The organism is Bacillus sp. EKM420B (assembly GCF_011065565.1).
Lineage (GTDB): Bacteria > Bacillota > Bacilli > Bacillales > Bacillaceae > Bacillus > Bacillus velezensis.
This window is the reverse complement of record NZ_JAAMNX010000006.1, coordinates 153,145-165,400: the sequence shown is the minus strand read 5'-3', so window position 1 is coordinate 165,400 and position 12,256 is coordinate 153,145. Positions and strand designations below refer to the sequence as shown.

Annotated in this window: 15 protein-coding genes; 13 read left to right on the top strand and 2 right to left on the bottom strand. The window is 49.8% G+C overall.

Features of this window, described 5'->3' with window-relative positions; translation table 11 throughout:
* The first annotated feature begins 22 nt into the window (after positions 1-22).
* The 3 genes from G9F48_RS17380 (at position 23) to G9F48_RS17370 (ending at position 2,043) form a co-directional block, all read left to right on the top strand.
* The gene (locus tag G9F48_RS17380) at positions 23-454 is read left to right on the top strand and encodes a PTS sugar transporter subunit IIA (RefSeq protein ID WP_012116817.1); all 432 of its coding nucleotides are present in this window, start codon (positions 23-25) and stop codon (positions 452-454) included.
* A 1-nt stretch (position 455) separates the two neighbouring features.
* Positions 456-1,577 carry a mannitol-1-phosphate 5-dehydrogenase gene (locus G9F48_RS17375; protein WP_121984526.1) on the top strand — a complete coding sequence of 374 codons (1,122 nt, stop codon included), beginning with the start codon at positions 456-458 and terminating at the stop codon, positions 1,575-1,577.
* A gap of 70 nt (positions 1,578-1,647) precedes the next feature.
* Positions 1,648-2,043 (top strand): 3-hydroxyacyl-ACP dehydratase FabZ family protein, encoded by a 396-nt coding sequence (locus tag G9F48_RS17370; RefSeq protein ID WP_121984525.1) that lies wholly within the window; start codon positions 1,648-1,650, stop codon positions 2,041-2,043.
* 38 nt (positions 2,044-2,081) lie between these two features.
* Here G9F48_RS17370 and G9F48_RS17365 read toward each other — a convergent pair whose 3' ends face one another.
* Entirely contained in the window at positions 2,082-2,246 is a 165-nt protein-coding gene (locus tag G9F48_RS17365; protein WP_003156294.1) for a hypothetical protein, read from the bottom strand.
* 127 nt (positions 2,247-2,373) lie between these two features.
* On the opposite strand from G9F48_RS17365, the gene G9F48_RS17360 reads away from it, so the two are divergent.
* From G9F48_RS17360 to G9F48_RS17320, 9 genes are all read left to right on the top strand, one after another.
* Positions 2,374-3,123, top strand: coding sequence for a Cof-type HAD-IIB family hydrolase (locus tag G9F48_RS17360; RefSeq protein WP_003156292.1), 750 nt, complete (start codon positions 2,374-2,376; stop codon positions 3,121-3,123).
* A gap of 200 nt (positions 3,124-3,323) precedes the next feature.
* Positions 3,324-4,088 carry a 5-oxoprolinase subunit PxpA gene (locus tag G9F48_RS17355; protein ID WP_063174369.1) on the top strand — a complete coding sequence of 255 codons (765 nt, stop codon included), beginning with the start codon at positions 3,324-3,326 and terminating at the stop codon, positions 4,086-4,088.
* 22 nt (positions 4,089-4,110) lie between these two features.
* The gene (locus tag G9F48_RS17350; RefSeq protein WP_063174370.1) at positions 4,111-5,325 is read left to right on the top strand and encodes an NRAMP family divalent metal transporter; all 1,215 of its coding nucleotides are present in this window, start codon (positions 4,111-4,113) and stop codon (positions 5,323-5,325) included.
* A 4-nt stretch (positions 5,326-5,329) separates the two neighbouring features.
* The gene (locus G9F48_RS17345; RefSeq protein ID WP_165409863.1) at positions 5,330-6,124 is read left to right on the top strand and encodes a putative hydro-lyase; all 795 of its coding nucleotides are present in this window, start codon (positions 5,330-5,332) and stop codon (positions 6,122-6,124) included.
* 29 nt (positions 6,125-6,153) lie between these two features.
* On the top strand, positions 6,154-6,885 hold the full coding sequence (gene pxpB / locus G9F48_RS17340; RefSeq protein WP_012116821.1) for a 5-oxoprolinase subunit PxpB: 732 nt from the start codon (positions 6,154-6,156) through the stop codon (positions 6,883-6,885).
* 2 nt (positions 6,886-6,887) lie between these two features.
* Entirely contained in the window at positions 6,888-7,895 is a 1,008-nt protein-coding gene (locus G9F48_RS17335; RefSeq protein ID WP_156736012.1) for a 5-oxoprolinase subunit C family protein, read from the top strand.
* A gap of 17 nt (positions 7,896-7,912) precedes the next feature.
* Complete coding sequence (locus G9F48_RS17330; protein ID WP_003156285.1) at positions 7,913-8,662, top strand: IclR family transcriptional regulator; 750 nt, start codon at positions 7,913-7,915, stop codon at positions 8,660-8,662.
* 64 nt (positions 8,663-8,726) lie between these two features.
* Positions 8,727-9,368 (top strand): GDSL-type esterase/lipase family protein, encoded by a 642-nt coding sequence (locus G9F48_RS17325; RefSeq protein ID WP_165409862.1) that lies wholly within the window; start codon positions 8,727-8,729, stop codon positions 9,366-9,368.
* 196 nt (positions 9,369-9,564) lie between these two features.
* A complete protein-coding gene (locus G9F48_RS17320; protein WP_369719110.1) occupies positions 9,565-9,780 on the top strand; it encodes a YczI family protein in 216 nt (71 codons plus the stop codon).
* Here G9F48_RS17320 and G9F48_RS17315 read toward each other — a convergent pair.
* On the bottom strand, positions 9,751-10,071 hold the full coding sequence (locus G9F48_RS17315; RefSeq protein ID WP_003156282.1) for an antibiotic biosynthesis monooxygenase family protein: 321 nt from the start codon (positions 10,069-10,071) through the stop codon (positions 9,751-9,753). The two genes, G9F48_RS17320 and G9F48_RS17315, sit on opposite strands and share 30 nt — an antisense overlap.
* A gap of 156 nt (positions 10,072-10,227) precedes the next feature.
* Here G9F48_RS17315 and G9F48_RS17310 point away from each other — a divergent pair, with 156 nt between their 5' ends.
* On the top strand, positions 10,228-12,231 hold the full coding sequence (locus G9F48_RS17310) for a penicillin-binding transpeptidase domain-containing protein (protein WP_165409861.1): 2,004 nt from the start codon (positions 10,228-10,230) through the stop codon (positions 12,229-12,231).
* Positions 12,232-12,256: the final 25 nt, after the last annotated feature.

The window sequence follows — 12,256 nt, the reverse complement described above, 5'->3', positions numbered from 1 at the left end:
AACAGAAAGAGGGATCTTCATCATGGAAGTATTGGCTAAAGCGAACATCAAACTGAACCAGACAGTGAACTCAAAAGAGGATGCCATCCGCCTGGCGGGACAGACGTTGATTGATAACGGTTACGTGAAGAACGGCTATGTGGAAAAAATGTTCGAACGTGAAGAAACATCATCCACGTTCATGGGGAATTTCATTGCGATCCCGCACGGAACGGAAGATGCGAAGGATGAGGTGCTTCATTCAGGCATTTCCGTCATCCAGATTCCGGACGGTGTGGAATATGGTGAAGGCAATACGGCAAAGGTCGTTTTCGGTATCGCCGGAAAAAACAATGAACACTTAGACATCCTGTCAAACATCGCCATCATCTGCTCAGAGGAAGAAAACATCGAACGGCTGATCAGTGCAAAGACGGAAGAAGAACTGGCCGCTATTTTCAGCGAGGTGAACTGACATGATTGCCCTTCATTTCGGAGCGGGAAACATCGGGCGGGGCTTTATCGGCGCCCTGCTCCATCATTCCGGCTATGACGTAGTTTTCGCTGATGTGAATGAAACGATGGTCAGCCTTCTCAATGAAAAGAAGGAATATACCGTGGAGCTTGCCGACGGCGGCAGGCGGACAGAAATCATCGGCCCCGTTTCAGCCATCAACAGCGCGGTGCAAGAACAAGAGCTGTACGGGCTGATTAATGAAGCGGCGATCATTACGACGGCGGTGGGCCCGAACGTTCTCAGACTCATCGCCCCGTCCATCGCGGAAGGTCTGAAGCGCAGAACGTCCTCTGAGCCTCTCAATATCATTGCCTGTGAAAATATGATCGGCGGCAGCAGTTTTCTGAAAAAAGAAGTTTTCGGACATTTGACGGAAGCGGAGCGGGAACTCGTGAACCGGACAGTCGGCTTCCCGGATTCTGCGGTAGATCGGATCGTGCCGATTCAGCACCATGAAGATCCGCTGAAAGTATCCGTAGAACCGTTTTTTGAATGGGTCATAGACAGAACCGGCTTTGCCGGCGATCAGCCGGTACTTAAAGGCGCGTTGTTTACGGATGATCTTACGCCTTTCATTGAGAGAAAGCTGTTTACCGTCAATACCGGGCATGCCGTCACGGCGTATGTCGGCTATCAGCGCGGATTAAAAACCGTCAAAGAGGCCATCGGCCATCCGGAAATCCGGCGTGTCGTGTACGATGCACTTTCAGAAACGGGCGAGTACTTGGTGAAAGCGTACGGCTTTAAGCAATCCGAACATGAGCAGTACATGAAAAAAATCATCGGCCGCTTTGAAAATGAATACATCACGGATGATGTGACAAGAGTCGCCAGATCACCGCTCAGAAAACTCGGAGCGAATGACAGATTAGTAGGGCCGGCCAAAAAAATAAAAGAACCGAACGCGCTGGCGGAAGGTATCGCCGCCGCCCTGCGCTTTGACTATCAGGATGATCCGGAAGCGGTTGAGCTGCAAAAGCTTATCGCGGAAAAAGGCACGAGCGGCGTTCTTCAAGACATTTGCGGTATTCAGCCGCATGAACCGCTGCATGGCATCGTGCTCAAAAAGCTCAATCAATAAAAATGAACCTGCGTCGGGGGGGACGCGGGTTTTTTCTTGCGTTATAATGAGAGGGAAGGGAGGCTGCGTGATGAATCAGACGCTATTGCCCCATCGTTTTCCGTTTCTTTTGATTGACGGCACGACGAACAGTGAAGCCGGAAAATGGGCGGCTGCTTACAAAAACATCAGTGAAAATGACTGGTTTATAACTGAATCCCAAAAAGAGATGCCATTTTCGCTCGTCGTTGAAGCAATGGCCCAAACGGCGGCTTGCGCGGGAATTACCGGCGGTGACGGTCTCGGTCTCTTATCCGCGGTGAAGAAAGCGGAAAGGTTAGGTGCCGCTTTGCCGGGAGACCGTCTGGATCTTTTTTTTGAGGTCACGCGAATCAGACGCGGTTTTGTGTTCGGCCGGGCGAAAGCGTCCGTTGCCGGGAAGCCTGTGGCGGAAGCGGAGCTCAGCATATTTATCCAGCCATCGTAAAAAAAGCCGCCTCCAGCGGCGGCTTTCGGACAAGCGTGTTATTTTGTATCATAATCTCTTTCACTTTGTGAATTGTCCCTTTGGTCATGTTTGTGTTTTTCGTCATTGGCGTTTTCCTTCAGCTCTTCCAGCGGAATCGGATCGGTTAAATCATGATGTTCAGGATTTTCATTCGGTTTATTCTTTTGTTTTCTTTCTTTCATCCTCCATCACCTCAATATTTCTTTTCCTCAACGCTCGCCCTGCCAAACGCAGGAAGCGGTTTTTTGTTCCTGTGGGTCATATGTATTAAAATAGAGACGACTACAATATAAAAAGTGAGGTACATATATGCCGATACAAAGAGAAGACGCAGATATTAAATTGATCGCGATTGATATGGACGGAACCCTGCTCAATGACGAGCAGCTCATCCCGGAGGAAAACCGGCGGGCGATCAAGGAAGCGGAGGCGAAAGGAATTCACGTCGTCATCAGCACAGGACGCACACTGATGACCTGCCGCGAACTGGCTGAGTCTCTCGAGCTGTCATCCTTTTTAATCACGGCAAACGGCAGCGAAATCTGGGATTCCAACTTTGAGCTGGTTGAGCGCAAGCTTCTTCATACCGATCATATTCAAAAATTATGGGATCTGAGGAATAAGCACAACACGAATTTCTGGGCTTCTACCGTCGATAGAGTGTGGAGAGGGGAATTCCCGGAAACGATTACGGATCATCAGTGGCTCAAGTTCGGTTTCGAAATCGAGGATGACGAAGTGCGGAATGAGGTGCTGAAAGAGCTCAAAGAATACAAGGAGCTCGAAATCACAAACTCAAGTCCGATCAACATCGAAGTCAATGCCCTCGGTATCAACAAAGCGGCTGCGCTGGCGAAGGTATCGGAAAAACTCGGCTTCACGATGGAAAATGTGATGGCCATGGGTGACAGTCTGAATGACATTGCCATGATTGAAAAAGCGGGTGTCGGCGTCGCCATGGGGAACGCGCAGGACATCGTGAAAGAAACAGCTGACTGGGTGACTGATGTCAACACGGAAAACGGGGTCGCCAAAGCGATCCGCCACTGGGTGTTATAATAGAAAAAAAGAGAGTCTCAGCATGAGGCTCTCTTTTTTTTGTCAGATTTGTGACTAGGTCCATGGTAGGTTTTCTGACAAAAGGATGTTCAAACCTGTCAGAATTAAATATAATGAAGAGAAATTCAACAATTCGGAATAATCGTTCCGAATATCGGAATGATAATAAAATAAAACGTTTACAATACAGGAGGGAGCTTATGTTTCAGATTGACATCAATTGTGATTTAGGAGAGAGTTTCGGTGCTTATAAAATCGGACTGGATGAAGAGATTTTGGATTATGTGACATCTGCAAACATCGCCTGCGGCTTTCATGCGGGTGATCCCAGCGTGATGCGCAAAACGGTTGCGCTTGCGGCGGAAAAAGGCGTGAAAATCGGCGCTCATCCCGGGCTGTTCGATCTGCAGGGATTCGGGCGGCGGCAGATCGCGATTACACCCGAGGAAGCGTATGATCTGACGCTGTATCAAATCGGCGCGCTGTCAGGGTTTTTAAAAGCAGAAGGTGTCGAGATGCAGCATGTGAAGCCGCACGGCGCTTTATATAATATGGCCGCCGTCAATCCCGGCCTGTCAGAAGCCATCGCTCAGGCGGTCTTTCATTTTGATCCCGGACTTATTCTTTTCGGGCTTTCCGGAAGCGAGCTGATTAAAGCGGGAGATCGACTCGGACTGAGGACGGCAAGCGAAGTGTTTGCGGACCGCACCTATCAGGAAGACGGCACGCTGACGCCGCGTTCAGAGCCGGATGCGCTGATTCAGGATGACAAAAAAGCGGTCGGTCAAGTGATTCAAATGGTGAAAGACAGCACGGTGACATCGCGTAAGGGACAAGCTGTAAACCTGAAAGCGGACACCGTCTGCATTCACGGAGACGGCGCCCACGCCCTCACATTCGCAAAAACAATCAAAAAAGAATTAAAAGCAGCAGACATTCAAATCAGCGCGCTTGCAAAAGACTGAGCAGCAGAGGGAGGAAGACAGCATGGAGCAAAAGAAAAAAACAGCCGGAAAGGCTTCCGGCAAATGGTCGCTTCTTTTAGGCGCGACATTTTTGATGGCGACATCATCAATCGGGCCTGGCTTTCTGACGCAAACGGCCACGTTTACCAATACATTGGCGGCAAGCTTCGGCTTTATCATTTTAATCTCTATTATTTTGGACATCTTCGCGCAAACCAATGTATGGCGGATTATCGCGGTTTCCGGAAAGCGCGGCCAAGAGATTGCCAATATGGTGCTTCCGGGCGCCGGTTATGCCATTGCTTTTCTGGTCGTGCTCGGCGGACTTGCGTTTAATATCGGAAACATCGGCGGCGCGGGTCTCGGTCTTCAAGTATTATTCGGAATCAAACCGGAGATCGGCGCTTTAATCAGCGCTGCGATTGCGGTTCTGATTTTCGTCATAAAGGAAGCCGGAAAAGTCATGGACCGTTTTATGCAGATCGCCGGAATCGTCATGATCGTATTGACGGTGTATGTTGCCGTAACGACGGCTCCGCCGGTCGGACACGCCGTTGTGAAAACTTTTATGCCTGATCATATCAGTGTGCTGGCAATCGTGACGCTTGTCGGCGGTACGGTCGGCGGATACATTACATTTGCCGGCGGCCACCGCTTGCTTGATTCAGGCATCCAAGGGAAGGAAGTCATTCCTCAGGTGACGAAAAGCTCCATCACGGGCGTCTTGATTACATCTGTTATGCGGATTGCCCTGTTTCTCGCCGTGCTCGGCGTCGTTTCAAAGGGCCTGCGCATCGATCCTGATAATCCCGCGGCTTCTGTGTTCAAGCTTGCGGCGGGAAATGTCGGCTATAAAATTTTCGGCGTCATCATGTGGTCTGCCGCTATCACGTCTGTCATCGGCGCCGCCTATACATCGGTGTCATTCTTCAAATCGTTTTCGGCAAAAATCGAAAAGCACTCACATGGCGTAATTATCGGTTTTATCATCGTATCCACTCTTATTTTTGTCACGATCGGCCAGCCTGCCAAAATTCTGGTCGCGGTCGGTTCGCTTAACGGCTTAATTCTGCCGCTTGCATTAGCGATGATTCTGTTGGGCGCTTATAAGAAAAAAATCGTCGGCGATTACAAGCATCCGATCTGGCTCACGATTGCAGGGGCGATCGTAGTGGTTGTCATGGCGGTTATGGGCATCTATACATTATTCTCGCAAATGCCGCAGCTATGGAGCTGATGATATGAAAAACCATATGAGAGATACGAGTCCCGAAGAAGTCAGACAGCTTATCAGGAAAGGGCAGATGACCGGGCCGACGGCGGGGTTGGCCGCTTCTTACGCACAAGCCAATCTCGTCGTTTTGCAAAAGGATCTTGCCTTTGATTTTCTTTTATTCTGCCAGCGTAATCAAAAGCCTTGTCCGGTGCTTGATGTGACGGATGCGGGTTCACCTGTTCCGGCAATAGCGGCGCCGGGAGCTGATATCCGGACGGACTTTCCGAAATACAGGATTTATCGGCATGGCGTGCTTACTGAAGAGGTAACGGATATTACGCCGTATTGGAAGGATGATTATGTCGGGTTTTTGATCGGCTGCAGTTTTTCATTCGAGCAGGCCCTTATCAATCAGCACATTCCAATCAGGCACATCGATGAAGGCGTGAACGTTCCCATGTATAAAACAAATATTGACTGTGTTCCGGCGGGCCCGTTTTCAGGAAAGATGGTCGTCAGCATGAGACCGATTCCGGAAAGGCTTGCAGTCCGCGCGGCGCAGGTCACGTCACGTTTTCCCGCCGTGCACGGCGCCCCCGTCCGCATCGGAAATCCGCAAAGCATCGGCATCAGCGATTTGCATCAGCCGGATTTCGGAGATGCCGTAACGGTGCGGGAAGGTGAAGTTCCCGTATTCTGGGCCTGCGGCGTTACACCCCAGGCAGTGATCATGGAAGCAAAGCCTGATATCGTAATAACACATTCACCGGGGCATATGCTGATCACCGATATACGAAATGAATCGCTTGCTGTCCTGTAAGTGAGAAAGAATACAACGAGGTGATGACAATGATGCAGTATAGCGGAAATACAGCGCTTGATATACAGCCGTACGGTGATTCCGCCGTTATCATCCGCTTTGGCGGGCACATCAGCGAAGAGGTCAACAGCCGGGTGCATGCGGCGGCAGCCTGTATGGAAGAACGGCCGTTTCCGGGCTTCGTTGAATGTATTCCGGCATTCACAAGCTTAACGATCTTTTATGACGTGTATGCCGTCTCAAACATAAAAAAAGGCGTCTCTCCTTTTGCCCTGGTCAAGAAAGAAGTGACAGAACGTCTCAGTCATATAATGACCGGCCGCAAAGAAGAGCGCCGGGTGATGGAAATCCCCGTTTGCTACGGCGGTGATTTCGGTCCCGATTTAGAAGAGGTGGCTGAGATGAACGATCTGACCCCGGAAGACGTCATCCGCATTCATACTGAAGGCGAATATCTCGTTTATATGCTCGGATTTGCGCCGGGGTTTCCGTTTTTAGGAGGAATGTCTGAGCGGATCAGAGCGCCGAGAAAGGCGTCGCCAAGGCCGTCCATCCCGGCCGGTTCAGTAGGAATCGCGGGAATGCAGACCGGTGTGTATCCGATATCCACTCCCGGCGGCTGGCAGCTGATCGGCAGCACCCCGCTCCGGCTTTTCAGGCCGGAAGAACATCCGCCGAGTCTTTTGAGAGCGGGCGATACGGTGAAATTCGTCCGGATCACAGCAGAGGAGTACAGCCGCATCAAGGAGGGAGCCGAATGAGTATGAAAGTGGTAAAACCCGGTCTCTTGACGACGGTTCAGGACACGGGACGGACGGGATATCAGAAATACGGTGTATTGGGAAGCGGCGCAATGGATACGATCTCTCTGCGCATCGCCAATCTTCTTGCCGGAAATCAAGAAAAAGAGGCGGGGCTTGAAGTTACGCTCATGGGGCCCGGGCCTTCCTTTGAGTTCTCAGAACCCGCGGTTATTGCCGTCACGGGGGCGGATTTCGCCTTTCATATTAATGGGGAGCCCGCCCCTCTGTGGAAACCGGTTTTGATAAAGGAAAACAGCGTCGTCTCATTCGGGCCGTGCAAGCTGGGGAGCCGCGCATATCTCGCCGTCGCGGGGGGATTTGACGTGCCCGCCGTCATGGAAAGCAAAAGCACGTATGTCAGAGCGGGGATCGGCGGCTTTTGCGGAAGAGCGCTGCAAAAAGATGATGAGCTGCCGCTCGGCCGTATGACGCCATGTTCGGAATCAATCGCGTACCGTCTGAGCGATTCTTTCGGACAGCATGGTTTCTCAGCGCCTGATTGGTCTGTCAGCAGCAGAGGGTTTCTGCCGCTGAAAAAAAATCCGGTCATACGAGTGCTTGAAGGCGCTCAATTTCACGCTTTTACAGAAGAAGCAAAATTACGTTTTTATCAAGAGTCATATACGGTCACGCCTCAATCCGACCGAATGGGCTACCGGCTGAAGGGCGCTCCGCTTGAATTGCGGGAGCCGCTGGAAATGGTATCTGAGGCCGTGACGTTCGGAACGGTGCAGGTGCCGCCGGACGGCAATCCGATTATTCTGCTGGCTGACAGACAGACGACGGGGGGCTATCCGCGAATGGCGCATATCATATCCGCCGATCTTCCTCTCGTCGCCCAAACGATGCCGGGGGAACACATTACGTTCCGGGCCGTTTCGCTGGAGGAAGCGGAAATGCTGCTTTTGGAGAAGGAACAGCAGCTGAAGGAGCTGAAAGCAAGGCTCAAAATGGAATGGCTGATCTGACAAAGGGGCTAAAGACCATGGAAAACAAAAACAAAACCGTCATCAAATCAATGGAACTGCTTCATTTGTTTCTGACTGAACCGAGCCTGAGCTTAAATGAGCTGGTTTCTCTATCGGAAATGCCGAAGACCTCGGTTCACCGGATGGCAAGCTCACTGGAGGAAACGGGGTTTCTCACCCGGGCAGCGGACGGCCGTTATCAGCTTGGCCTGATCTTTTTACAATTCGGCCAGCTCGTCTCTGAACGTCTGGATATCAGGAAAATAGCCAAACCGATTATGGAAGAGCTGTGCAGCGAAGTGGATGAGGCCGTTCAGCTGATCATGAGGGACGGGGATGAAGCCATTTACGTCGAAAAAATTGAAGGCACCCAAACCGTCCGCCTGTATACGGCAATCGGCCGCCGGTCGCCGCTGTACGCGGGAGCGTGCGCCAGAAGCATTTTATCGTTTCTGCCGGAAGAGGAGATTGACACATACATTCAGAAGACAAAGCTTGCCGCAATCGCCTCAGGCACGATGACGGATCGGGCTGAACTGCTTCACTCCATTGAAAGATCCTTACAATCAGGTTATACGATCAGCTATTCGGAATTAGAAGATTACACGGCGGCGATCGGGGCGCCGATTTTCAATCACGAAGGTAAGGTGGCTGCCGGAATCAGCATCGCCGGCTTTGAAGCCCGGTTTTCAGAGGACAGGCTGCCGTATTTAACCGAAAAGGTCAAAAACGCCGCACAGCATATTTCTGAGAAATTGGGTTATTGACCGAGCCAATTTTTCTTCACTCGCGTACATTACAATATCGATAGTAACGAGTGGAGGAAAGTAAATGGGACTTGTTTATACGGCGCTGGGGGATTCTTTGACGACGGGGAGGGGATCCGGGCCGTTTTCCGCCGGTTTTGTCCAGCGGTTCGGGCGCATGATGGCAGAAGATTTACAGACAATAACCGACGTATCCATCTTTGCCAAATCAGGCCTTGAGACGGGAGAAATTCTCGGGCTTATGTCCTTGCCGTACATTCAGAGGCGGATTCAGGCTGCTGATATGATTACGATTACAGGCTGCGGAAACGATTTGATTGATTCGGTTCAGGCATATCAGCAAACATCGGATGCTTCGGTATTCACCGGCGTGTCCAGTCACTGCCATGAGAACTTTGAAAAGATGATAGACAAGATCGCTGCCTTAAAAGGGCCGCACCCGTCTCCTTATGAGATCCGCGTCTTCAACTTATACAATCCTTTCCCGGGCATCTCCATTGCAGAAAAATGGATATCCTCTTATAATGCGCACCTCAGCACGCTCGCATCGGCGCCGCACGTCAAAATTGCCGACGTCCACAGCGCTTTCAAAGGAAAAATGAATGAATATCTTTCTCATGACCGCGTACACCCCAACAGCAAGGGGTATGAAGTCATGGCATGCGTCCTGCGGGGGCTCGGATACGGAAGCCTCGCCCGCTCATAAACCGCGCGCTCCTTTTCATGGGGAGCGCGCTTTTCGTGCTCCTTAAAACAAACTTAAAATTGTCCGACTTTCGTTCTATCCGCACAAAAAGTACGCTAGAATAATGGGGGATAAAGACAGAAATAGAATTGTGTTCAAAAAATGATAACAGAAAGGATGGATTGCTTTGCTGCGCGCCTTAAAACTGTCACTCGCGATGCTGATTATTATACTTGCGGCCGCCGCATTTACGTATGCGGAACATACCTCTGTCATACAGCCGGTTATGCTCGTGTTTCTCGGTGCGGTCATGTTCATTCAGGGGCTGGAGGAAAAACGGAAAGAAAACGACGGCTCCGGGAAATTCAATATCTATACCGCCGTTTTTGTATGGTCAATCTCCTTAATCGGTTTTACGCTTCACGCGATCTGAGTCTGATAGATCCTGAAAATGCTCCACAACAGGAAATGGTGAATAAAAACGGTGCAGTAAGGCTTTCCACTCCTGATATTCCGGCGATCCGCGAAAGCCTTTTGTATGATCTTCTAATGTCTCCCATTCCACAAGCAGCAAATATTTATGCGTCTTTTCCATACATTTGGACAAGGAATGGGACAGATAACCTTTCATGCCCGCGATAATCGGCTCCGCCCGGCGGAATGCCTCTTCGAATTCCCCCTCAAGGCCTTCTTTTACATACAGCATGGCTGCTTCTCTGATCATCTGAAATTCCTCCTTTTTTTAATAGATACATTGTATAAGAATATGGGCCGTGACGGCCGGAAAAACAAAAAAATTTTAAACGCTATGAGAAAAAAATCCTTGCCAGCCTGATTTGGTTTAGGAGAAAATAACAGTTGGAAGGCAGGGGAATAGACAGTGAAAAAAGGGTTATACCTATTACTTTTACTCGCAGGAATCATAGGTTTGATCGGCTGCTCGAAAACGGAATCGGCCGAAGACAGAATGAAAGATTTCGTAAAAGACTGGAACGGCGGTCATTACGATAAGATGTACCAAAGCCTCACCCAAGATGAAAAGAAAAAACGATCCAAAAAGGATTTTGTAAAACGATATGAAACCATTTATGAACAAGCAGGGGTCAAAAATCTGAAAGTCACTGCCGAAAAACAGGACGAAGACGATAAGAAAAAAGATGACCTCCAGCACATCGATTATAAAGTCAGCATGGATACAAAAGCAGGGAAGGTCGCTTTTGAAAACACGGCCGTCCTGAAAAAAGAAAAAACAGACGATGAAGAATCATGGAATATCGACTGGAATCCTTCTTTTATTTTTAAACAGCTTTCCGATGACAAAACCGTGCAGATCGCAAATGAGGAACCGAAGCGCGGACAAATTTACGACAAAGACGGAAAAGGTCTCGCCGTGAATACCGAGGTGCCGGAAATCGGCATTATCCCTGGAAAACTCGGCAAGGATAAAGACAGCGTGATCAAAAAACTGTCTGAAAAACTGGACCTTTCTGAAGACGATATCAAAAGCAAACTGAACCAGGGCTGGGTAAAAGACGACTCCTATGTCCCGATTCAAAAAATCAGACCGGATGATGAAAGCAAGGTCAAAAGCCTGCTCGCACTAGACGGCGTGACGAAAACGAAAGTCAGCTCCCGCTACTATCCGTACGGCGAAAAAGCGGCCCATCTGACCGGCTATATTAAAACCATCACAGCGGAGCAGCTGAAAAAAGCGAAAGACGGCCAATACAGCGATACTTCCAAAATCGGCATCGCCGGCCTTGAGAATGTATATGAAGACAAGCTGCGCGGCACGACCGGCTGGAAAATTTACGTCCCGCAAACAGGTGAGGTCATTGCTGAAAAGAAAGCCGAAAGCGGGCAGGATATTCATGTAACGATTGACATGAAAACGCAGACGAAGCTGTATGATTCTATGAAAGACGACAGCGGAGCGGCAGTCGCCCTCGAACCGCAAACGGGAGAGACCCTCGCGCTCGTCAGCGCACCGTCTTATGACCCGAACGGCTTTCTTTTCGGCTGGAGCGGAAAAGAGTGGAAAAAGCTGAATGAAGATAAAAACAATCCGTTTTCAGCGAAATTCAACAAACTTTATGCGCCGGGATCAACGATTAAACCGATTGCCGCGGCAGTCGGCCTGACAAACGGCACATTGAAAGCGTCGGAAAAGAAAAAAATCACCGGAAAAGAGTGGCAGAAAGATTCGAGCTGGGGCGGTTACCATGTCACACGCGTATCAGAACGCCTGAATGAAGTGGATCTCGAAAACGCGCTGATCACATCGGACAACATCTACTTTGCGCAAAATGCCATAGATGCCGGAGCGGACGCGTTTACAAAAGGATTAAAAACATTTGGCTTTGATGAAGAGATTCCGTACCAATTTCCGATTGAAAAGTCCTCAATCGCTAACGGCAAGCTTGATTCCGAGATCCTTCTCGGAGATACGGGCTACGGCCAGGGGCAGATGCTGATGTCTCCGCTGCACTTAGCGGCTGACTATACCGCATTTGTAACAGACGGAAATCTCGTCAAACTGACATTGATCAAAGACGGAGAAAAAACACCGCAAATCTGGCATAAGCAAGTGGTGTCGAAAGCCAATGCCGAAGAAATCACAAAAGGGCTGAGAGGCGTCGTTGAAGATCCGCGCGGCTCTGCATATCAGCCGGCCGTAAGCGGCATTACCGTAGCCGGAAAAACCGGTACAGCCGAGCTGAAAACGTCTAAAGAAGATAAAGACGGCAAAGAAAACGGCTGGTTTGTCGGTTACGATTATAAAAAGAAAGACCTCTTGATCGCGATGATGATTCAAGACGTCAAAAAACGCGGCGGAAGCCATTACGTCGTTGAAAAAGCGAAAAAGCAGTTTCAGAATCATTAAATGACGATTTTTGCGGGCTGAAAGG

Coding starts and splice junctions, on each gene's coding strand:
- G9F48_RS17380 (WP_012116817.1), top strand. CDS start 23: ATGGAAGTATTGGCTAAAGCGAACATCAAACTGAACCAGACAGTGAAC.
- G9F48_RS17375 (WP_121984526.1), top strand. CDS start 456: ATGATTGCCCTTCATTTCGGAGCGGGAAACATCGGGCGGGGCTTTATC.
- G9F48_RS17370 (WP_121984525.1), top strand. CDS start 1,648: ATGAATCAGACGCTATTGCCCCATCGTTTTCCGTTTCTTTTGATTGAC.
- G9F48_RS17365 (WP_003156294.1), bottom strand. CDS start 2,246: ATGAAAGAAAGAAAACAAAAGAATAAACCGAATGAAAATCCTGAACAT.
- G9F48_RS17360 (WP_003156292.1), top strand. CDS start 2,374: ATGCCGATACAAAGAGAAGACGCAGATATTAAATTGATCGCGATTGAT.
- G9F48_RS17355 (WP_063174369.1), top strand. CDS start 3,324: ATGTTTCAGATTGACATCAATTGTGATTTAGGAGAGAGTTTCGGTGCT.
- G9F48_RS17350 (WP_063174370.1), top strand. CDS start 4,111: ATGGAGCAAAAGAAAAAAACAGCCGGAAAGGCTTCCGGCAAATGGTCG.
- G9F48_RS17345 (WP_165409863.1), top strand. CDS start 5,330: ATGAAAAACCATATGAGAGATACGAGTCCCGAAGAAGTCAGACAGCTT.
- pxpB (WP_012116821.1), top strand. CDS start 6,154: ATGATGCAGTATAGCGGAAATACAGCGCTTGATATACAGCCGTACGGT.
- G9F48_RS17335 (WP_156736012.1), top strand. CDS start 6,888: ATGAAAGTGGTAAAACCCGGTCTCTTGACGACGGTTCAGGACACGGGA.
- G9F48_RS17330 (WP_003156285.1), top strand. CDS start 7,913: ATGGAAAACAAAAACAAAACCGTCATCAAATCAATGGAACTGCTTCAT.
- G9F48_RS17325 (WP_165409862.1), top strand. CDS start 8,727: ATGGGACTTGTTTATACGGCGCTGGGGGATTCTTTGACGACGGGGAGG.
- G9F48_RS17320 (WP_369719110.1), top strand. CDS start 9,565: ATGCTGATTATTATACTTGCGGCCGCCGCATTTACGTATGCGGAACAT.
- G9F48_RS17315 (WP_003156282.1), bottom strand. CDS start 10,071: ATGATCAGAGAAGCAGCCATGCTGTATGTAAAAGAAGGCCTTGAGGGG.